Source organism: Solimonas terrae, from assembly GCF_011067135.1.
Lineage (GTDB): Bacteria > Pseudomonadota > Gammaproteobacteria > Nevskiales > Nevskiaceae > Solimonas > Solimonas terrae.
Genome location: NZ_JAAMOW010000002.1, coordinates 10,421 through 30,865, shown reverse-complemented (window position 1 = coordinate 30,865; position 20,445 = coordinate 10,421). Strand labels below are relative to the sequence as shown.

The window sequence follows — 20,445 nt, the reverse complement described above, 5'->3', positions numbered from 1 at the left end:
CACGAACATGAAATTTTCCCTGCTCTCCGACATCCACGGCAATCTGCCGGTTCTCATTGCGGCGCCGGACGACTTCGAGCCGATGGCGCGGCTGGCTGAACAAAACGGCCGCGGCGACCGGGCGATGGCGCTGCGAACCGGCACGCTCGGGAATGCCGCATGCCCTCGGTGATCGACGGCATCCATCACGTCGCGCTGATCGTCGGCGACTACGCGCGCGCGAAACGTTTCTATGTCGACGTGCTGGGCCTGCACATCATCGCCGAACACTATCGCGACGCACGGCGCTCCTGGAAGCTCGATCTGCGCGGCCCCGGCGGCTTGCAACTGGAACTGTTCACGTTTCCCGACGCGCCACCGCGGCCGTCACGGCCCGAGGCGATCGGCCTGCGTCATCTGGCATTGCGCGTCGCCGACCTCGACGTGGCGCTCGCGCAGCTTCGTGAACACGGCGTCGCACATGAAGACATCCGCGTCGACGAATACACCGGCCGGCGCTTCTGCTTCTTCGCCGATCCCGATGGACTGCCGCTGGAATTCTATGAAGATGCCTGAGCGATCAGCATGCGCACCACTGTCGGCAGTTCGCCTGCCGCGAAGCATTCGAAATCCGGCGCCGCGGCACGAATCTCGTCGGGTTCGCCGTAACCCCAGCGTGCGCTGCAGGTGCGCACGCCATTGGCGCGCGCGCCGAGGATGTCGTGCTTGCGATCGCCGACCATCAGGCAGTGCTCCGGATCGAGCCGTTCGGTTTCAAGCAGATGCCCGATCAGTTCGGTCTTGTCGGCACGCGTGCCGTCGAATTCGGCGCCGTGGAGTCCCGCAAAGTGTGCCGTCAGGCCATAGTGCGCGACGATGCGACGCGCATAAACGATCGGTTTCGAGGTCGCGAGAAACAGCGTGCAGTCGAGCATCCGCAGCGCTTCGAGCATTTCCGCCACGCCCGGGTACAGCCGGTTCTCGAACAGTCCGACGCGCGCATAGCGCTCGCGGTACAGTCGGACGGCTTCGTCGATCGAGCCCATGTCGTCAGTGCCGAGCAACCGCCGGAATGTCTCATGCGTCGGCGGACCGATCAGGCGGCGCAGCGCAGCGTCGTCCGGCACCGGCCTCTGCATTGTCAGCAGCGCATGGCGCATGCTGCGCACGATGCCTTCTTCGGAATCGGTCAGCGTGCCGTCGAGATCGAGCAGCACGTGGCGCACGGCCCGGCTCATCGCGGCGCGGTGACGCCGGCGGTCTCGAGAATGATCTGCGCGAGATGATCGTAGTTGCCGTCGAAGTGATGGCCACCGGGCAGTTTCACGAGCCGGATCTTTGCCGGGTCGAGTGAGGGACACAGCGAGTCGTCCTCCTCGGTGCCGTAAACGCACAGCGGGTGGCCGCCGGCCAGTGCGTGCACTTCCGGTGCGATCGGCAGGCCGCCACTGCTGCCGACCCAGTTCGTCACATGGAACTCGAAGTCGGCGCGCGCCTCCAGGCCCATCATCGCGGTGACGGCGATCATGTCGCGTGTTGCCTGCGGCAGCCGGTTGTACGCGAACGGCAGCACGTTGGCGCCCTGCGAGTAGCCGATCAACAGGACGCGGCCGCGGTGCCAGTGCGCGGCGTAATAGCGAATGATGCGATCGACATCCCTGGCCAGCACGTCGGGGCTGCGCTTGCCCCAGAAGTAGCGCAGCGAATCGACGCCGACCACCGGAATGCCGTGCGCCTTCAGCGCCTCGCCGACATCCTTGTCGAGTCCGGCCCAGCCACCGTCGCCGGACAACAGCACGGCGAAGCTGTCCCCCGGCGCATTGTCGGGAATCTCGATCAGCGGCAGATCGGCGAGCGAAGCCGGCGGTGCCGAGATCAGATGCTGCAGCGAGGCTGCGAGCGCGTCGTACTGTTTCAGATAGAGACGGTCGCGATTGCTGGCGGCCGACACGATGCGGCGCGCCTGCTTGAGATTCGGGAAGCCGGCATCGATCGCGACCCCGCAGGCCGGCGCACCGGCGTCGATCCAGGTCCACGGCGCCGACAGCGTCGACGACGGCGCAAGAATCCCGGGTGTCGAGGGCAGGATCAGGTGCTGATCGGGCTTCGGCGGCTGTACCGGTCCGCCGACATAGCGCAGGCCATCGGCCGCACAAAACGGGCGGCGCAGGCCGCTCTGCGGGCAGAAGCCCAGCGAGATCGCGCCGGTGAAAGTACCGACCGGCCCCTGGGCGTCGAGCATGTACGCGAGCGTGGCGCCGCGCCCTTCGCCAACCAGGATCGGCGGCAGGTAGCCGGGCACGTTTTCATAGGCCTCGATGAAACGACCGAGATTCTCGAAGTCGCCGTCCAGGAACAGGCAGTCGTCGTCGGCCGCTTCCAGCGCCGCGTACAGCCGCTTCGTGTCGATGCCGGCAACCAGCGCGCCGCGCGCACTGAGTTGCTGTGCGATTTCGATTTCCCGCGCCTGCCAGCCGTCGGCACCGGACAGCACGAACGCGAAGCTGGCGAGTTTGCCTTGCGGCGGATAGATCGCCACACCGTCGAAGCGGCCGTGCGAGATCATTTCGCGCGCGCCGGGTGCCAGCGGAACCGGCGGTGGCGGCCGCGGCTCGCCGACGTGCCGGGCATGCGAAGACCGCTGCCTGTGGGACGACGGATGTGCGGCTGCCGACACCGCGAACGCAGCGAGCGCCAGGGCGCAGACCAGACGACGCATCATTTGCCGATCACACCCTTGAAGCCGCCGGCGACCAGCGCGGCGATATCAGTCAGCGCAAAGAACGGCCCGAGGCCTCCGGGCGCCACCAGATAGCGCGGCTCCCACTCCGGCGCGAACTTTTCCTTGAACGCGCGCAGACCCTGGAAGTTGTAGAACTGCTCGCCGTGCGCGAACAGCAGGCGGCCGAAACGATGCCAGCGCGACGCCAGCGGGTGATCGATCATGCCGGACATCGGCGCCATGCCGAGGCCGAAACTCTGATAGCCGAGCGACTGCAGTTTCGCGAGCGTCTGCGCGAACAGATAGTCCATCGTGCCTTTCGGCGCGTCCGGAACGTAGCGCATCAGATCGACGACCGAGTCGATGCGTTGATCGGTGATCTGGATGCTGACGAACGCGACGATGCGCTCGCCGTGCCGGGCCACGCCGACGCCGCCGCTGCACAGGTAGCGGTCGTCGAAGCGGCCCAGCGAAAAGCTCTTCTCGCGCGCTTCGTGCTCTTTCATCCAGGCACCGGAAACCTCGCGCAGCGCCGGCAGCCATTCGGCCACAGCCTCGCCTTCCCGCCATTCGAAGCTCAGACCTTCGCGTTCGCCACGGCTGGCGCCATGCCGCAGGTTGGCACGCGCGCTGCCCTTGAGCGTGAACTCCGGCACCGACACCGCGGCGTATTCACCCAGTTTCAGCGCGTGCAGGCCGGCGTCGAGGTAGACCGGCAGTGATTGCGGACGGACCTGATAGAACGCGGCACGGCCGCCATGCGCCGACGCCATTTCGATGAAGCGCCAGATCAGCTCGGGCCATTCCTTGCTCGGCCCGACCGGGTCGAACAGCGAGACCCAGGAACGACCGTGCTTGCCGTACATCAGGAAGGCATTGCCGGAGGCCGAGAACAGCAGCCCCTTGTCGGCGGTCATCGCCAGCAAGGCCTCGGCGCGCGGCTGACGGCGGATGATGGCCTGTGCCCGGGCCAGCTCCTCGGCGTTCGGACGCAGCATGCTGCCGGAGGTCGGCCGCAGCAATTGCCAGAAGGCGTAGCTGAGCATGACCACCGCAATGCCGGTGATCGCCCGCAACGAGCGCGGCGCATGTGCGTCGAACGCGAACTGCCACCACAGCTCACTGCCGTAGGGCACGTCGCGATAGGCGAAGAACAGTACCCAGAACACGCCCGCCACGAGACAGCCGACGGCGATGAACCAGGCCAGCGAAAAACTTTGCGAGAGCAGCGACGCGCGCCGGTAGAACTCGCGGCGCGACGCCGACAGGGTGATGAACAGGAATGCCAGCAGCACCATCTCGCCGATCGCGATGCCCTTCGGCAGGGCCAGCACGAAACTGACGATGGTCAGCACCAGCGCCGCCCACCAGGCCGCATCGAGCCGGTGCAGCATGCCGCGCGCGAGAAACAGGTAGGCGACGCCGGTAATGCTGCCGATGAAGTGCGAGGCTTCGACCAGCGGCAGCGGCACTTTCAAGGCCAGCAGATCGGAGGCTGCGTCGCTGGCAGGCGTGACGCCGGACACCAGCAGCATGCAGCCGATCACCAGCGAGAACGCCGACAGGAACATCGGCGACAGGCGCGCCGCGGCGCGCGTCACCGGCGCGGCGACGCCGACGCGCATTTCGAAGATCGCCAGCGTCGCCACCGCCACCAGCAGCGGCAGCAGATAGTAGATGCCGCGATAAAGGACCAGTGCACCGGCGAGACGGTCGATCGGCAGATCGCCGCGATACGCAAGCAGCATGGTCGCTTCGAACACCCCCAGACCGCCGGGAACGTGGCTGATGATGCCGAGCGTGATGGCGATCGCGTAGAACGCGAGAAAGCCGGGGAAGCCGATCGCCGCATGTGGCAGCAGGAACCACAGCGCCGCCGCCGAGAACACCAGTTCGACCACCGAGATCGCCAGCTGCTGCAGCGCCAGCTTCGCCGCCGGCAGACGCAGCGTCATTTTCGGACCGAGCGGCAATTCCGGCCTTGCCGCGCACAGAGTGAGGAAGGCGGCCACTGCCATCAGCAGCAGCACGGCGACACTGCGCAACAGGTTCGGCGACAGGCCGGCGATGCCGGCGACCTGCTTGCCACCCCACAACAGGCCCAGTGCACCCAGCGTCGAGATGCCGACACCGAACGCGAGCGCGTTGAAGGCGATCGCGCGACCAACCTGGGGCGCTTCGACCCCGGCGGCGTTGTACATGCGCATGCGCACCGCGCCGCCGGTCAGCACGCCGAGGCCGACGGTGTTGCCGAGCGCGTAGGCAATGAACGACGTCAGCACCACGACGCGCGGCTTCACCGCGGCGCCGATATAGCGCAGGCTCGAAAAATCGTAGCCGCTGAGGGTCAGGAAGCTGGCCGCGGTCGCGGCAATCGCCAGCAGGATGCGCGTCGCCGAGGTGCGGTGGATCGCCGCCAGCAGATCGCTGTAGCGGATTTCCTTCGTGAGGTGCTGCAGCGCGTAGAGGATCAGCGCCGTCAACACGACGGCGGCGACGATCGTCATGCCGGTGCGGAGCCGGGTCCAGCTCAACTCACGCGGGACTTCCGGCGGCAGCGGCTGCCGTACTCCGGTACTGAGAGAAGACGAATCCGACATCGCGAAACGACGACCCCGGCAACGGACTTGAAACAGTGGTTGAGCGCCGGCGTCACGACGACGACGGCGGGAAAATTCTAGCGGAGTGCCAGCCGGTTCTGGTGCCGATCAGAAGATCGCCGGCACCGGCGGGCGCGAGCAGGCCGGCGTCGTCTCAGCCCTGGCGCGGCTGGCCGTTGAAAACCGAGCCGGGCGGTGCGTCAAGCCGCTGTTCGAGCGCGTCCGGCGGCAGATAGCCGTTGACGATGCTGCCGTCGTCGAGCACCAGCAGCGGCGTGCCGCGCAGGCCGAAGTCGTTGCCGAGGTCCCATTCGCGATGGACGATGTCCGCGCACTTCTCGCCGCCGCTGACCGGCGCGCCGAGCTTGGCCTCGGTCAATGCCGTCTTGCGATCGGCCGAGCACCACACCGCCTCGGCCTTGCGGAAAGACTCCGAATCCGGCCCGGTGCGCGGGTACGAGACATAGCGAATCTCGATGCCTTCGGCGTTGTACTGTGCCATCTGGCTATGCAGGCGACGGCAGTATCCGCAATCGACGTCGGTGAACACGGTGACCACGTGCTTGGTCTGCCCTTCCGGCGCGAAGACGATCATGTTGTCCTCGCCAAGCTCGGCAAGCTTGGTCAGACGGTCGGTCTTGCGACGGTTCTCGGTCAGGCTCTCGCCGGTCTTCAGGTTCAGCAGATCGCCTTCGATCATGTACTTGCCGTCGGCGGTCACGTACCCGAAGTTGGAGCCGTCCTGCACTTCGTAAAGACCGGGCACGCTGGACGGACGCACGGCATCGGCCTTCAGGCCCGGCAGGACTTCCTGAAGGCTCGCCCGCACCGTATCGATCTGGGAACCCTGCTTCGGCGCGCAGGCGGTCAGGGCCGCGAGCGCGGCAAAGGCAATCGAGGTACGCAACGAGGGTTTCATCGACGGGTCCGAAAAGAAGGCGGCAGACAGGCCGGCATTATGACAGCAGCGCCCGCCTGCAGTTCAGCGCCGCCAGTGGGGGAATCAGGCCCGAGGATGGTGGCGGGCGTGCAGTTCCAGCAGGCGCGCACGGGCGATATGGGTGTAGATCTGCGTGGTCGACAGGTCGGCGTGGCCGAGCAGCGCCTGCACCGATCGCAGGTCGGCGCCATGTTCGAGCAGATGCGTGGCGAAGGCGTGACGCAGGGTATGCGGTGACAGGGCGCTGCGGATACCGGCGTTGAGGGCGTGGCGCTTGATGCGCATCCAGAAATTCTGGCGTGTCATCGCCTCGCCCCGCGCCGTCAGGAACAGGGCGTCGACGCCGGCACCGGCGTGCTCGCCGCGGGCCTCGGCCACGTAGCGCTGGACCCAGTGCATGGCCTCCTCGCCGGTCGGCACCAGGCGCTCCTTGCCGCCCTTGCCGACGATCTGCACAACGCCCTGGCGCAGATCGATGCCGGCACGCTTGAGCGTCACCAGCTCGCTGACGCGCAGGCCACTGGCGTACATCAGCTCGAGCATGGCGCGATCACGCATGCCCAGCGGATCGTCCGTGACCGGCGCATCCAGCAATCGCTGCACGTCCAGTTCGCTCAGGGTCCTGGGCAGGCGCAGACCGAGTTTCGGCGACTCCAGGCGGGCACTCGGATCGTCCTCGCGCTGTCGATCGGCGTTGAGGTAGCGGTAGAACTGGCGCAGCGCCGACAGCAGTCGCGCCTGCGTGCGCGGGCTGCGGCGGGCGGCGGCGAAGTAGTCGCGCAGATCCGCTTCGACGGCAGCCGTCAACGGCGTGCCGCGCAGCACGAGCCAGCGAGCCAACAGCGACAGGTCGGAGCGATAGCTGGCCTGGGTATTGCGCGACAGGCCGCGCTCCAGCCAGAGACGGTCGAGAAAACGCTCGATCGCCGCGCCATCCTCATCGGTCGGCCGATCGGCGAGCTTGGGACGGGGAGTTTCGGCGCGCATCGTTTCTATAATAGCGGTCCATGCGCCGCCTTCTCGATCTGATCTATGCCCCGCTGGCGGCGCTTGCCCTGGCGCTGCTGATTCCGCCCGTCTGCATCGCCGTGATCATCGGCCCGACGCTGACGATCCGTCGCGAAACCGGCCGCTTCTGCGTGCGTCTGATGATGGCCTGCATCGGCGTCCCGCTGCGGGTACGCGGCATCGGGAACCTGCCGGCCGGGGCCGCGATCGTCGTCTGCAACCATGCCAGCTACGTCGACGGCATCGTGCTCACCGCCGCGCTGCCGCGCCGTTACAGCTTCGTCGTCCAGGACGGCGCGGCCGGCTGGCCGCTTGTCGGCCAATGCCTGACGCGCATGGGCGTGATCTATGTCAATCGCCGCGACGCGCGCGCTGGTGCGCGGACGACGCGGGCCCTGATGCACAAGCTCGGCGCAAATGAACCGCTGGCGATCTTCGCCGAAGGCACGTTCAAGCCGGAGCCCGGGCTGCTGCCGTTCAAGGTCGGCGCGTTCATGATGGCGGCGCGCTGCGATGTCCCGGTAGTGCCGGCGGCGATCCGCGGCTCTCGCCGCCTGTACGGCGGCGGCCGGCGGCTGCCGCGCTGGAGCAGGCTGGAGATCGAAATCGGCAGACCACTGCACCCGATCGGCAAGGATCGCGATGCGGCACTCGTATTGCGTGCCGAAGCGCGCGATGCTGTGCTGCAATTGTCCGGCGAACCGGAACGCCTTGATATTGCCGACGCCGACCGCGAAGACTGAATTCAATTGCAGATGCATTCCCCCCGACCCCGTCCGATGAAGCGTCTCGATCATCCGCATTCCTGGAGCAACTGGTCCGGCGCCGTGCGCTGCGAACCGGCGTATTGCTCCGAACCGGTCACGCTGGAAGAAATCCAGGCCGACGTCGTGCGCGCCGCCGATGAAGGCCAGCGCCTGCGCGTGATCGGCAGCGGCGCGTCGTTCTCGCCCTTGTGTGCAAGCGACGACAACCACATGTCGTTGCGGCACTTCCGCGGCATCGAATCGGTGGACGTGCAGCGCTCGCGCGTCTGGGTGCGCGCCGGCACGACCCTGCGCCGCCTCGGCGACGAGATCGCCAACCTCGAACTGGCGCTGGAAAATGCACCGTCCTGGGACAAGGTCACGATTGCCGGCGCACTCGCCACCGGCACGCACGGCAGCGGCCTGCCCTTCGGCAACCTCGCCAGTCTGGTGACCGGCCTGCGCCTGGTGCTTGCCGACGGTTCGGTGCGCAGCTGCTCGCGCGAACAGAACCGCGAGCTGTTCGATGCCGCGCGCATTTCGCTGGGCGCGCTCGGCGTCATCACGCATGTCGAGCTGCAGTGCGTCGATCACTACCGGCTGTGCGTGCGCTCGAAGCGTGCCTCGTTCGGCGAGACGGTGACGCGACTGACCGACCTGCGCCGCGAGCATCGCAACTTCGAACTGCACTGGTTCCCCTACGCGAACATCGTGCGGCAACGCTATACGGACGAGGTGCGCAGCGCGCCGAGCAGCGCGCTGACGCCGCATGCCGCGCGCGTGCTGTTTCACGAGCAGGTCGTGCTGCGCAGCCTGCGCACGCTGGCGCGACGCTCCTCGCAGGCTGCCGAATACGCCGGCAAGCTGCTGGCGACCGGCATTCCGGCCGACAGCAGCGTGCGCAATGCCGAGGACGCCTATCGCATCCCGCGCCGGACGCGCCTGCAACATCTCGAGTACGCCCTGCCGCTCGACAGCGCCAATGAAGTCCTGCGCCAGCTGGAACGCGTGCTGCACGCACTCGACACGCGCGTGCACGTCCCGATCGAGATCCGCTTCGTGCGCGGCGACGACGCCTGGCTGTCGCCGCACTATCAGCGCGACAGCGTCTGCATCTCGCTGCCGGCCTATCGCGACGTCGCGCATGCCGACTACTACGCGGCGGCGACCGAGCTGTTCGATCGCGTCGACGGCCGCCCGCACTGGGGCTCGGCACACGACAAGACCGCCGCCGTACTGCGCGCACTCTATCCGCGCTTCGACGAGTTCTGCCGCTTGCGCGCCGAACTCGATCCGCACGGTCTGTTCCTGAACCCTCATCTCGGTCGCATCTTCGGCGTCACCCTGCGCTGATGACACACGAATTCCCGCTGGCGCCGCGCTCGCGCTACGAACACGACCTCGCGCGCAGCGATTTCAGCCGCGACGCCGCACAAGCCCAGGCCGTGGATGCGTTGCAGGCGGTCTACGACGAATTGCTGGCGACCCCGCCGCGGCGCTGGTTCCGGCGCCAGCAATGGACGAAGGTCACGGGTCTGTACATGTGGGGCGGCGTCGGTCGCGGCAAGACCTATCTGATGGACACGTTCTTCGAAGCACTGCCGTTCGCACGCAAGCTGCGTACGCATTTCCATCGCTTCATGCTCGATGTCCACGAACGTCGCAAGCGCTATCCCGAGGAGCGCGATCCGCTGAAACTGGTGGCCGAAGAATATGCCGCCGAAGTGCGCGTGCTGTGCTTCGACGAATTCTTCGTTTCCGACATCGCCGACGCGATGATTCTCGGCCGCCTGTTCGAAAACCTGTTCAGCCTCGGCGTGACGCTGATCGCGACCAGCAACATCCCCGCCGAACGGCTTTACGAAAACGGTTTGCAGCGCGCCAACTTCCTGCCGTTCATCGACATCCTCAAACGCAATGTGCGCGTACTCAATGTCGACGGCGGCATCGACTACCGGCTGCGCACGCTGACCCATGCCGACATCTACCGGCATCCTTGCGACGAAGCAGCCGAAGCCGATCTGCAGCGCTGGTTCGCCGCGATCGCGCACAGCGACGGCGGCGGCGCTCAGGATCTGCGCATCCATGACCGCATCATCCGCGCGCGACGCGAACTCGACGGCGTGGTCTGGTTCGATTTCGACGAACTCTGCGAAGGCCCGCGTGGCGCGGCCGACTACATCGAGATCGGCCGCACGCATCACACGGTGCTGATCTCGCGCGTCCCGCAGCTCAACGCCTTCCGCGAAGACGCCGCTCGGCGCTTCGTCAATCTGGTCGACGAGTTCTACGATCGCGGCGTCAAGCTGCTGCTCGCGGCCGACGTGGCGATGGATCAGCTCTACGTCGGCGAAAAATCACGCTTCGAGTTCCAGCGCACGCTGTCGCGGCTGACGGAAATGCAGTCCGAGGAATATCTCGCACGTCCGCATCTCGCCTGATCGTCCGGCGGCTCGCCACACCGACGGCCCATCCTGCGCAGGGCGATCCGCAATTGCTCGAATTCAGCGGACGGCACGCCCGCTGACCCACTCGTCAACCTGCGCGGTGCTGTCGATCAGCTGTTCGAGTTCGCCGAGCGCCGCCGGCGGCGCTGCACAACCGCTGTCGTGTCGCAGCGTCCGCACACCTTCGGCCGTGCGCAATTCAAGCGTGATCTGCGGATGATCGGTCGCGTAGTGCCTGCAGCCGGCAGCGCCAGGCACGACATCGGCGAGTGTCGCAAACACGTCGGCGGCCTTGCGGCGCAGCTCGGCAACCGCCGCCATGTCGGCCCTTCCTCGGAAGGAGCCCAATGCATTGACGAAGCGATCGCCGACGAACTCGACGCCGCCGGCACCGTCGATCGTCACGCGATACTGCGGACAGCGCCCGAAACAGGCACCGCGCCGCATGGAAATCGAGAACTCGCTCATCTGCATGCCTTCGCGCGGCAGCGGGCTCTGATCGACCGCGGCAGGCGCGTCGACCGTCGCGGTCGGGGGCGGCGCCGGGGCCTGTCGCGATCCCGCGGTCGCACAGGACACAAGGCCAAGCAACAGCGCCAGACCGGTCAGCGAGGAAATATGCATGAAAAGGCTCGCACGCGGGAAAGGGCTCCCGCGTGCGAGCATATCGCCCGTTGCTTAACGCAGCCGGCGGCGCCGACGCAGCAGGGCCAGTGGCGCAAACAGCAGGATGCCGAGGCCGAAGCTGCCACCGCCGCCGTTCGATTTCGGCGACGGCGTGACGTTGACGGTCACGTCGTCCGACGTCGAGTGCGTGCCGTCCGATACCGTCAGCCGGAACGCGAGCGCCTTGGCGGCGCTGGCATAGGGCACGCGGATCGTCGGCGTCAGGGTCTGGGCGTCGGTCAGCGCCACCGAATCACCGGACACCTGCGTCCACTGATACGTCAGCCCGTCGGTGCTGGCGACGTCGGTGACCGTACCGTTCAGCATCAGCGTCGGCTTGTCGTTCTTCTTCGCGCCGGCCACCGTCTGGTCCGCTCCGGCATCGGCTTGCGGTAGCGGCGATTCGCCGACCGTGACGGTCACATCGTCGCTCGTCGTCTGGCTGCCGTCGTCCACGCTCAGCCGGAAGACCAGATCCGTGTCCGCATCGACACGCGGCACGCGGAAGCTCGGCGTCAGCGTGTCGGCACCCGAGATCGTCACCGTCGGACCCGACACCTGGGTCCAGGCGTAGGTCAGTCCGCTCGTGCCGTCGAGATCGTTGACGGTGCCGCTGAGCGACAGATCGCGCGTCTCGCCGTACTTGGCGCCGGGCGTGCTCGTGTCGGCACCCGCGTCGACATGCGTCGGCCGGTTGGTGCAGTCCATGGCGTTGTCGGCGATCGCCGAGAACGGCTTGTTGGTGATGCCCGTGAAATGCACGTTGTCGACCACCCAGCCGAACTCGCCGCTGGCTTCGTCGCTGCCTTCGTGGAAGCGCAGGCGGACGTGGTGTCCGGCCAGCGCGGTGCCGTAACTCAAGGTCACCGGCTCGAAGCCATTGGTGTTGTAGTCCACGAATGCGTCACGATAATTCACCGGATCGAAGACGATCGCGCTGCCGTTGTAGCCCGTCCCCTGGGTGACGACGGCCGGAAAGTCGACCGACTCCAGTGCATCCTGCCAGGCACCGCCGTCGACGCTCATTTCGATGATGCCGCCGTCCCAGCCGACCGGCGTGCCGTCCGGGTAGTACCCGGCCAGTTCCATCTGGAAATAGTGCGTGAACCCGAACGTGAACGTGCCGCTGCCGACCACCAGATCGGGCGTCGTCAGGACCACGTCCGAGGTCGCATCGTTGTCCGGGGCATACCAGACATGGCCGGAATCGAAGAACGAGCCGTCGCCGTCGAGGTCGGCGCCATCGACGATGCTCCACGACGGCAGCCCGGATGCCGCCAGATCGCCGACCGTCCAGTCGTGTTGCGAGGTCACCGGGTTTTCCATGCCGTCCGACTTTGTCGCCGGCACGAGATCGTAGTTGACGATCAGGTCGATTTCCGCGACATCGGGCTCGACGACGCTGTCATCGCCGTCAACCGGCAGGAATTCGATCTGCAGCGGCAGGCTCTGGGCGGTGCTGGCCCGATCGAGGCGGACGAGTACGGTGCCGGTCATCGTGTCGCCGATCAGGCCGAGCGAGTTGAAGGTGATGGTGTCGCCTTCCGGGAACGAGACGCCGGCCGGCCGCGACAGACGCGCCGTGATCGGCCCGCTGATCGGCTTCGTGCCGGTGCTGCGGATCGTCAGCGTCAGCTGCGCGGTCTCGCCGGCATCCAGCACGCCGTCCAGATCGCAGTAACCCTGCAGGCCGTTGTCGAACGCGAAGTCCATCGATACATCGTCGACCGCAAACGAACTGCCGAAAGGCGTGAAGCTTTCGACAACCCCGGCGTGGGTGTCGTCGCCACGATCCGGTGCCACCGCGCCAAAGCCCATGCCGCGCTTGGCGAAGGCCTTGGCCATCAATTCGAAATCGCCTTCGTCCTTGACCGCGGCGACCGCCAGCAACGCATCGCGCGCTTCCAGGAAGGTCGGCGCATTCGGCGTCATCTTCAAGCCGGCGATGACGTAATCCTTCATGCGGTCCTGCGCCTGATCGAAGCTGTAGCGCGGATCGTTGAGCAGGGCGGCGTAGATCTCCCACAGGACGTTGGCCCAGATCTCGCCGGAGTTGTGGACCTCGGCGTTGTCGACGCCGCCCTGACCGAAGGCGATCGGCGCGGAGGTCGGCAGCGGTACGCCGTCCTCGATGTCCTTGAACGTCAGCGGATTGACCGCCATGTCGGTCGAGTACGGCGCACGTCGGATGCCGAAATACTGGTTGTCGTCGACGTAGGTGCCAGTCGAATAGACGCCCTGCCAGTGGTCGTTGCCGGTCACCAGACGATCCTCGGGACGCACGATCAGCATCATCGTCGAGAAATCGCTCCAGCCCTCGCCCATCGACCGGCCCTGATTGTTGTACAGGCCGTTCGCATTGCCGACCAGACGATTGCTGACGTAGTGGAACCACTCGTGCGCGATGATGCCGTTGTCCATCGTGCCGTCGCGATTGGTCTTCGTCAGCTCGTGCATGGTCACGTTGACCGGCCCGTCGACGAGCGCAGCGCGCAGCGCGTCGCCATCCTCCAGCGAAATGCCGAGCGACGGAATCGTGATCGTCGCATCCGTGCCGGCAAAGCCGATCGGACCGCCGCCAGCGGCATTGTTGCTGATGATCACACCAGCAGCGCCCGCCACCTGCCCGGCCTTGACCTTGCTGGTGAATGCGCAGGCGCCGCGGGCGATCAGCACGATCTTGCCGGACACCGCCGCCGTATTGGTCAACGGCGTGCAGCCATCGTCCGGAACGGCGGCCACCACATCCTGGGTCAGATCGAAGGTCTGCGGACCGAACTGGGCGGTGCCGTGGTCGAGCACGCCGGCCACCGACGCCGGGCTGTTGACGGTCAGCTTGCTCTCGACGACGTTGAAGATGTACATCTGCATGCGCGGCGAGCCGCCATCGGAAGGCGTCGCCATGTTGGCGTTGTTGGTGCCGGAACCGTCCTGACCTTCGGCGTGGATCGGGTCGCCGTCGACGCCACCTCGGCCATAGTTGTCGAGCTGGGCATTGCCGGCCGCTTCGTCGAAGCCGTTGTGGTACCACCAGTCGTGCAGCCAGTTGTTCATGTAGAACAGGTTGACCGCCGCCGCCTCGCGCTGCTGGTGGGTCGCCGGATCGGCATCCGGCGTGTACGGGTAGACGAACTGCCCGCCCGGCAGTGCCGCGCCGCGGAAGTCCTGTCCGTTCTCCGGCGTATAGCCGTCGAAGGGACCGTGAGTCTGGCCGTCCGAAAGCAGGTAGTCGTCGAGGTCCAGGTAGGCGTCGACGTTGTTGCCGGTGGTCTCGGTCGCGCCGGCGCCGAGCCAGGGATCGTTGCTCGCGATCGGACCGCTGGTCAGCGTCAGGTAATTGGGTATCGCGGGCGTACGGACAAACGGTCCGGTCGGCCCCGCGGTCACTGGCTCCAGATCGTTGCCCAGCGGACCGTCGTAGGGCTTGTGAATGCCGTCCGCGTCGGCGTAGACGCCGTAGGTATAGGCCTCGTAGGCGACCTGACTGTTGCGGAACAAGACCTTGCCGCTGTCGGCATCGATGACGAACGCGTACTGGTCCTTCGGGCCCTGGTCGAAGGGGCCACCGGAAATCTCGACGTAGTAGGCGGGAATCAGGCGGTCCTTGCTCGCATACAGCACCTGCTTCACGCGCGGAGCGGCCGCAAGGCGGTAGTCACCGGACATCGCAGGAATGTTGTACAGCGAGTAGTCGCCGACGGTCTTGCGGATCTGCAAGGCGGCCGGCGACAGCTGGCCGCCGAGCTGGGCGAAAGCGATCGCCACGGCGTCGGCGCCGCTGCGCGAGAAGCTTCCCGGATTTTTCTTGGCAGCGAGCTGCTGCGCCTCCGGCGCGAAGTAGCCGGAAATCGCCTTCGGCGACAGATCGTGGTCCATCAGCACCGCCATCTGGCGGTTGAAGACCTCGAGGCCGTTGACACGCTGCTGGTAGCGGGCAACGACGATGCCCTTGCCGTCGTCCTGCACGTCGACCAGCTTGGCACTGTCGATGGCCGTGCGTCCGGCGACCAGCGCCGATGCATTGGCCTTGATCGCCGCGCGGCCGACATTGTCCGCCAGCGCCGAACGTTTCACCGGCGCCGTCGCAGACTTCGCGGCGACCGCGCTGCCGTTCTTGATCCAGAGGAAGGTATTGCCGCCGAGGCGGGCATCGAAATTGGATCTGAGACCGCGCGGGCCGACATCCGCGCTCTTCAGCTTTGCGGTCAGATGTCGCGCCAGCTTGCCCTGCTGCTCGAAGCTGCGCTTCGCCGAGCTGCCAGCCCCGACGGCATTCGCCGACGCGAGAAACTGATCGTATTGCGGCACACGTGCAACGGATGCAGCGGCGCCACCGGAACCGGCCGCAAGCGCGCAGGCCGCGGCTGCAATTGCAGTCTTCTTGATCATGAAAGCTCCCTGAAGTTCGAAGTGCGCGCCGCACGCCCCGTTTGTTGGTACGGCACGGGTCGAGGGTGCACCGCAGGGAGGATTCGGACCAGCGGGGGAATCACCCAGGTCGAGAGAGCCCTACAGGCCGCTGAGCTTGCGCAATTCGCGGACGGCGACCGCGAGTGTCATGAAGTCGGGAACGCCGCTGGCCTGCAGATCGTGCAAGCGCTGGATGCCGAACCTGAGCTTGGCGGGATTGCCCAGCAGCCAGGCATCGACGCGGGCCTGCGCCGACGCACCCGGCATCTGCAGCACGCGCGCGGCGATGCGTCGATGCAGTCGGTAGCTGTCCTCGCGCAGATTGGACCGCGCCAGCGCCTGCCACTTGCTCTGCACCGGAAACGCGATGATCGTCGACAGCAGCCACAACATGTTGAGCCGATCACCGACCAGAAAGTAGGCCTGCGCGGCTTCGTCCAGCGGCAGTTTCGCGTCGCCCGCGATCTCGATGATGTCGAGGGCACTGCCGAGCACCATGGTATTGGCCAGCTGATTGGCGATGCCGACCGGCACGCCGTCGGCAAGCATTGCCGCGACGGCCTTCTCCCAATCGCCGCGATAGCTGCCGGGCAGCACGTCGGGCAGCATCGCCGTCAGGTTGTCGATGCCCTTGCCGAATCCGGCCACCGCTTCATCGATCGGCCTATCGGTCCAGCGATAGTTCAGCAGCCAGGTCGTGACATGCTTCATCAGCCCGATCGCGCGACCGAACAGGCGCAACTGCGTTGCCGCCGGCAGCGCATTGTCGAGCTGCTGGATCGGCAACCAGTAACGGTCGCCATCATAGATTTCGTGTGCGATCGCATACGCCTTGACGACCTCGGCGCGCGGTACGCCGTGATCGTCTGCAAATCGGTGCGTGAACGAAAAGCCCATGCGGTTGACGACGGCATTGGCCAGAATCGTCGCGATGATCTCGCGACGCAGGCGATGCCGCAGCAGCAGGTCGCGCTGCTGCTTGACGAGTTCGTGCGGAAAGTAGTCGAGCAGATCGCGATCGAAGAACGGTTCGTCCGGAACGCCGGACTGCAGCAGCGAATCGAACAGCGAGATCTTGCTGTACGACAGCAGCACGGCAAGCTCGGGACGCGTCAGGCCACGATTGCGCGCGCGGCGCTCCTTGAGCGCTTCATCGTCAGGCAGGTACTCGACGCTGCGGTTGAGCTGGTTGTCGCGCTCCAGCGTGCGCATCACTTCGTTGTGTTCGCCAAGCTGACTCGCCGCGTCCCGTTCGATCAGACTGATCGCCAGACTCTGTACATAGTTGTCGGCCAGCACCGCCTCGCCGATGTCGCCGGTCATCTTCGCGAGCAGCGGATCACGCACTTCGCGCGTCAGCTCGCCTTCGAGCATCAGGCGATTGAGCGGAATCTTGATATTCACTTCGCGATCGGACGTGTGCACGCCGCCGGCATTGTCGATGAAGTCGGTATTGATTCGGCCGCCGGCGCCGCCGCTGCCATCGAGCGCGTACTCGATGCGCCCGAGCTGCGTGCAACCGAGATTGCCGCCTTCGCCGACCACGCGGCAGCGCAACTGGCGGCCGTCGACACGGATCGCATCGTTGGCGCGATCACCGCACTCCTCGTGCGATTGCAGATGGCTCTTCACATACGTGCCGATGCCGCCGTTCCAGAGCAGATCGACCGGCGCCAGCAGGATCGCCCGCATCAGCTCCTGCGGCGTGACATTGGCGCGGCTAATGCCGAGCGCGTTCTGTGCCGCCTCGGACAGCTTGATCAGCTTGCTGTTGCGCGACCACACGCCGCCGCCTTCGGAAATCAGCGTCTTGTCGTAGTCGTCCCACGACGAGCGCGGCATCGCGAACAATCGCTCGCGCTCGGCAAAGCTCGCTGCCACGTCGGGCGCGGGATCGATGAAGATGTGCCGATGATCGAAGGCGGCGATCAGCTGCGTCTGCGGCGACAGCAGCATGCCGTTGCCGAACACGTCGCCGCTCATGTCGCCGACACCGACGGCCGTGAACGCTTCGCTCTGGATATCCTTGCCCACTTCGCGGAAGTGGCGCTTGACGCTTTCCCAGGCGCCGCGCGCGGTGATGCCCATCTTCTTGTGGTCGTAGCCGGCGCTGCCGCCGGACGCGAACGCATCGCCCAGCCAGAAGTTGTACTCGGCCGCGAGACCATTGGCGATGTCGGAGAACGTGGCGGTGCCCTTGTCGGCGGCCACGACCAGATACGGATCGTCGTCATCGAGCCGCACCACATCGGTCGGCGCAACGATGCCGTCGCCGACGCGGTTGTCGGTGATGTCGAGCAGACCACGCAGGAACGTCTTGTAGCACTCGATGCCCTGCCTGGCCCAGGCCTCGCGATCGGCAGGATCGCCCTGCTTGACGACGAATCCGCCCTTGGCGCCGACCGGCACGATGATCGCGTTCTTGACCATCTGCGCCTTCATCAGGCCGAGTACCTCCGTGCGGAAGTCCTGACGACGATCGGACCAGCGCAAGCCGCCGCGCGCAACGCGACCGCCACGCAGATGGATGCCCTCGACATCCGGCGCATAGACGAATACTTCGAACATCGGCAACGGTGCCGGCAGCTCCGGCACCTTGCGCGGATCGAGCTTGATCGACACGTAGCGCTTGTTGCCGCCGCCTATATCCTTCTGGAAATAGTTGGTACGCAGTGCCGCGCGCACCACCGCGGTATAGGCGCGCAGCACACGATCGCCGTCGAGCGTGACCACCTTGTCGAGCGCCGCATCAAGCGCCTGCGCGATCTTGATTTCCCCGTCGCGGCGCTGGTCGGCCGACAGCTGCGGATCGAACCGGGCTTCGAACAACTGCACCAGCAGGCGCGCGATCGGCGCGTACTCGGCGAGCAATCGCTCCTTGTAGTCCTGGCTGTATGGCAGGCCGGTCTGGATCAGGTACTTGGTCAAGGTACGCAGGCAGACGACCTGGCGCGCCTCGAGTCCGGCGGTCAGTACCAGGCGATTGAGTCCGTCGTTCTCGGTTTCATTGCGCCAGGTCTGCAGGAACGCCGATTCGAAATAGGTGCGCTGCTGTTCCGGCGTCAGCACGCAGTCGCCGACCAGCTGCACCGTGAACTGCTGGATCCAGACCGGATCGCCGTCCTTGGGGTGCAGTTCGTGCGGGTCCTGCGAGATCACGCGCAGGCCGAAGTTTTCCAGCGTCGGCAGCACGTCCGACAGCGGCACCGGCTTGCCGCGACAGTACAGCTTCAAGGCGGTCGGCCGCCCGGCTGCGGCGCCCGCCGTGTCCACGATCAGGCGCGGCAGCAGGTCACGACCGGTCGACAGCTGCAGCAGGCTCTGCAGATCGGTGGCGGCCTCGTCGGCCGTCGTCAGTTCCTGATACGAGGTCGGGAACGCGTCGAAGAACCGCGCCGCGAGCACGGTGTCGCCGCGCTGGCGTCGTGCATAGGCTTCGCGCAGCTGTTCGCGCCAGGATCGTGTCGCCGCCAGCAGGCGCTGCTCGATCTGTGCGGTGCTCTGCGTCAGTTCCGTGCCGGCCGGTGTGCGGACGATGTAGTGAATGCGCGCCATGCCATGCCGCAGGAAATCCATGCTGCGATCCATGCCACTGCCGCCGCAGGCGGCCAGCAGCTCGCTGCCGATGCGGTCGCGCAATTCGCGCGAGTAGCGTTCGCGCGGCAGAAACACGAGGCAGGAAAAGAAGCGACCGTAGCGGTCGCGCCGCATGAACAGCTTGAGCTGTGCGCGTTCACGCAGCGCGCGCACGCCCATGCACAGTTCGAACAGCTCGTCCTCGTTGGACTGGAACAGCTCGTCACGCGGCAGCTGGTAGAGGATCTCGCGCAGATACTTCCCGGAATGCGAATGCTCCGGCAGGCGCGAGCGCAGCATGACCTGCTCGGCCTTGCGGCGCATCAGGGGAATGCTGCGCGGCCGGTCGATGTAGGCGTCCGCCGAGAACAGGCCGATGAAGCGGCAGGTGCCCCCGATGCTGCCGTCGTCACGGACCCGCTTGACCGACACCACGTCGACGAATTCGGCATGGTGGATGTGCGAGCGCTGGTTGCCCTTGGTGATGACCACCAGACGCGACGATTCGCTGTACTTGTCGAGCTCCTCGCGGGGAGCGATCAGGGCGTCGGCATCGGCGTAGCGCTTGCCGGGTCGAGCCAGACCGAGCGCGGTCTCCGGTCGGGTCTCGAAACGCGGACGGCCGTCGTTGCCGCTGACCACGTCGGTTTCGGTGCAGCCCAGGAAGGTGAAGTGTCCGTCGTCGAGCCAGCGCAGGAATTCGGCGGCCTCGTTGCCGTCGTCGCTGGTCGCCTGCGGATCGATCGCGGCCAGATGCCGGGCCAGCTCCACGGACCTGGTGCGCATCGCCGAGAAGTCGTCGACGACCACGCGAATGTCGGCAAGCAGCGCGGCGACCGTCGCCTCCAGCGCCACATAGCCGCTGGCCTGCGCAAAGGCCTCGAATTCGATGTGGACCAGCGATTCGGCGTCGCCGTCGGCAGCGAGTTCGTCCCATTGCTGCGCCTCGCGCGCGACATTCAGGATCGGATGCACGAGCCAGTCGATCGGGGCGCCGGTGTCGCGGATCGCCATGCTCAGCGAATCGACCAGAAACGGCATGTCGTCGACCACGGTTTCGAGCCGCGCCAGACCGCGGCCGCCACGCGCCGCCAGATCGGCCGGCGGCAGCACGCGAATCAGCATTTCGCCGGGAGCACGTCGCTGCGCAAACAGAAAGTGCCGCAAGGCAGCGTCGGTCAGTTCTTCGAGGCTGCGCATGCGCAGCGTATCGACCGACGCCATTTCGTAGTACGCACGGACGAAGCTCACGAAGCCATCGCGCACTTCGCGGGGCGCGCGCTGTCGCGCCAGGTCTTGCAAACGCTCCAGCAACTGAGCCTGTTCTTCGACGGCTTCCGATCGCATGCCC

At 66.3% G+C, this 20,445-nt stretch carries 13 protein-coding genes; 5 read left to right on the top strand and 8 right to left on the bottom strand.

Annotation, left to right across the window (positions count from 1 at the left end):
* Positions 1-7 precede the first annotated feature (7 nt).
* Complete coding sequence (locus G7Y85_RS03725; protein WP_166252012.1) at positions 8-172, top strand: hypothetical protein; 165 nt, start codon at positions 8-10, stop codon at positions 170-172.
* Positions 160-555 carry an SMU1112c/YaeR family gloxylase I-like metalloprotein gene (gene gloA2 / locus G7Y85_RS03720; RefSeq protein ID WP_166252007.1) on the top strand — a complete coding sequence of 132 codons (396 nt, stop codon included), beginning with the start codon at positions 160-162 and terminating at the stop codon, positions 553-555. The genes G7Y85_RS03725 and gloA2 overlap by 13 nt, the downstream gene beginning before the upstream one ends.
* On the opposite strand, the gene G7Y85_RS03715 is transcribed toward gloA2, so the two are convergent.
* From G7Y85_RS03715 to xerD, 5 genes are all read right to left on the bottom strand, one after another.
* Positions 540-1,217 (bottom strand): HAD hydrolase-like protein, encoded by a 678-nt coding sequence (locus G7Y85_RS03715; protein WP_166252003.1) that lies wholly within the window; start codon positions 1,215-1,217, stop codon positions 540-542. The two genes, gloA2 and G7Y85_RS03715, sit on opposite strands and share 16 nt — an antisense overlap.
* Positions 1,214-2,701: a virulence factor family protein gene (locus G7Y85_RS03710; protein ID WP_166252000.1), complete on the bottom strand. Its 1,488-nt coding sequence runs from the start codon at positions 2,699-2,701 to the stop codon at positions 1,214-1,216. The genes G7Y85_RS03715 and G7Y85_RS03710 overlap by 4 nt, the downstream gene beginning before the upstream one ends.
* Complete coding sequence (mprF, locus tag G7Y85_RS03705; protein ID WP_206675482.1) at positions 2,698-5,208, bottom strand: bifunctional lysylphosphatidylglycerol flippase/synthetase MprF; 2,511 nt, start codon at positions 5,206-5,208, stop codon at positions 2,698-2,700. The genes G7Y85_RS03710 and mprF overlap by 4 nt, the downstream gene beginning before the upstream one ends.
* Positions 5,209-5,455: 247 nt before the next feature.
* Positions 5,456-6,220 carry a DsbC family protein gene (locus tag G7Y85_RS03700; RefSeq protein ID WP_166251994.1) on the bottom strand — a complete coding sequence of 255 codons (765 nt, stop codon included), beginning with the start codon at positions 6,218-6,220 and terminating at the stop codon, positions 5,456-5,458.
* Between the two features lie 84 nt (positions 6,221-6,304).
* Complete coding sequence (gene xerD / locus G7Y85_RS03695; protein WP_166251991.1) at positions 6,305-7,228, bottom strand: site-specific tyrosine recombinase XerD; 924 nt, start codon at positions 7,226-7,228, stop codon at positions 6,305-6,307.
* Between the two features lie 20 nt (positions 7,229-7,248).
* Between xerD and G7Y85_RS03690 the strand changes: the two genes are divergently transcribed.
* The 3 genes from G7Y85_RS03690 to zapE are packed head-to-tail and all read left to right on the top strand — an operon-like array spanning position 7,249 to position 10,436.
* Positions 7,249-7,992, top strand: coding sequence for a lysophospholipid acyltransferase family protein (locus G7Y85_RS03690; RefSeq protein ID WP_166251988.1), 744 nt, complete (start codon positions 7,249-7,251; stop codon positions 7,990-7,992).
* Positions 7,993-8,028: 36 nt separating this feature from the next.
* Entirely contained in the window at positions 8,029-9,348 is a 1,320-nt protein-coding gene (locus G7Y85_RS03685; protein WP_166251985.1) for a D-arabinono-1,4-lactone oxidase, read from the top strand.
* A gap of 17 nt (positions 9,349-9,365) precedes the next feature.
* The gene (gene zapE / locus G7Y85_RS03680; RefSeq protein WP_166253278.1) at positions 9,366-10,436 is read left to right on the top strand and encodes a cell division protein ZapE; all 1,071 of its coding nucleotides are present in this window, start codon (positions 9,366-9,368) and stop codon (positions 10,434-10,436) included.
* A 63-nt stretch (positions 10,437-10,499) separates the two neighbouring features.
* On the opposite strand, the gene G7Y85_RS03675 is transcribed toward zapE, so the two are convergent.
* From G7Y85_RS03675 to G7Y85_RS03665, 3 genes are all read right to left on the bottom strand, one after another.
* On the bottom strand, positions 10,500-11,066 hold the full coding sequence (locus tag G7Y85_RS03675; RefSeq protein WP_166251982.1) for a DUF6438 domain-containing protein: 567 nt from the start codon (positions 11,064-11,066) through the stop codon (positions 10,500-10,502).
* Positions 11,067-11,120: 54 nt separating this feature from the next.
* On the bottom strand, positions 11,121-15,497 hold the full coding sequence (locus G7Y85_RS03670) for a M36 family metallopeptidase (RefSeq protein ID WP_166251979.1): 4,377 nt from the start codon (positions 15,495-15,497) through the stop codon (positions 11,121-11,123).
* A 120-nt stretch (positions 15,498-15,617) separates the two neighbouring features.
* Positions 15,618-20,441 carry an NAD-glutamate dehydrogenase gene (locus G7Y85_RS03665; protein WP_166251976.1) on the bottom strand — a complete coding sequence of 1,608 codons (4,824 nt, stop codon included), beginning with the start codon at positions 20,439-20,441 and terminating at the stop codon, positions 15,618-15,620.
* Positions 20,442-20,445: the final 4 nt, after the last annotated feature.

Excerpts from the sequence above, each read along its gene's own strand:
- G7Y85_RS03725 (WP_166252012.1), top strand. The coding sequence starts at position 8 with ATGAAATTTTCCCTGCTCTCCGACATCCACGGCAATCTGCCGGTTCTC.
- gloA2 (WP_166252007.1), top strand. The coding sequence starts at position 160 with ATGCCCTCGGTGATCGACGGCATCCATCACGTCGCGCTGATCGTCGGC.
- G7Y85_RS03715 (WP_166252003.1), bottom strand. The coding sequence starts at position 1,217 with ATGAGCCGGGCCGTGCGCCACGTGCTGCTCGATCTCGACGGCACGCTG.
- G7Y85_RS03710 (WP_166252000.1), bottom strand. The coding sequence starts at position 2,701 with ATGATGCGTCGTCTGGTCTGCGCCCTGGCGCTCGCTGCGTTCGCGGTG.
- mprF (WP_206675482.1), bottom strand. The coding sequence starts at position 5,208 with ATGACGATCGTCGCCGCCGTCGTGTTGACGGCGCTGATCCTCTACGCG.
- G7Y85_RS03700 (WP_166251994.1), bottom strand. The coding sequence starts at position 6,220 with ATGAAACCCTCGTTGCGTACCTCGATTGCCTTTGCCGCGCTCGCGGCC.
- xerD (WP_166251991.1), bottom strand. The coding sequence starts at position 7,228 with ATGCGCGCCGAAACTCCCCGTCCCAAGCTCGCCGATCGGCCGACCGAT.
- G7Y85_RS03690 (WP_166251988.1), top strand. The coding sequence starts at position 7,249 with ATGCGCCGCCTTCTCGATCTGATCTATGCCCCGCTGGCGGCGCTTGCC.
- G7Y85_RS03685 (WP_166251985.1), top strand. The coding sequence starts at position 8,029 with ATGAAGCGTCTCGATCATCCGCATTCCTGGAGCAACTGGTCCGGCGCC.
- G7Y85_RS03675 (WP_166251982.1), bottom strand. The coding sequence starts at position 11,066 with ATGCATATTTCCTCGCTGACCGGTCTGGCGCTGTTGCTTGGCCTTGTG.
- G7Y85_RS03670 (WP_166251979.1), bottom strand. The coding sequence starts at position 15,497 with ATGATCAAGAAGACTGCAATTGCAGCCGCGGCCTGCGCGCTTGCGGCC.
- G7Y85_RS03665 (WP_166251976.1), bottom strand. The coding sequence starts at position 20,441 with ATGCGATCGGAAGCCGTCGAAGAACAGGCTCAGTTGCTGGAGCGTTTG.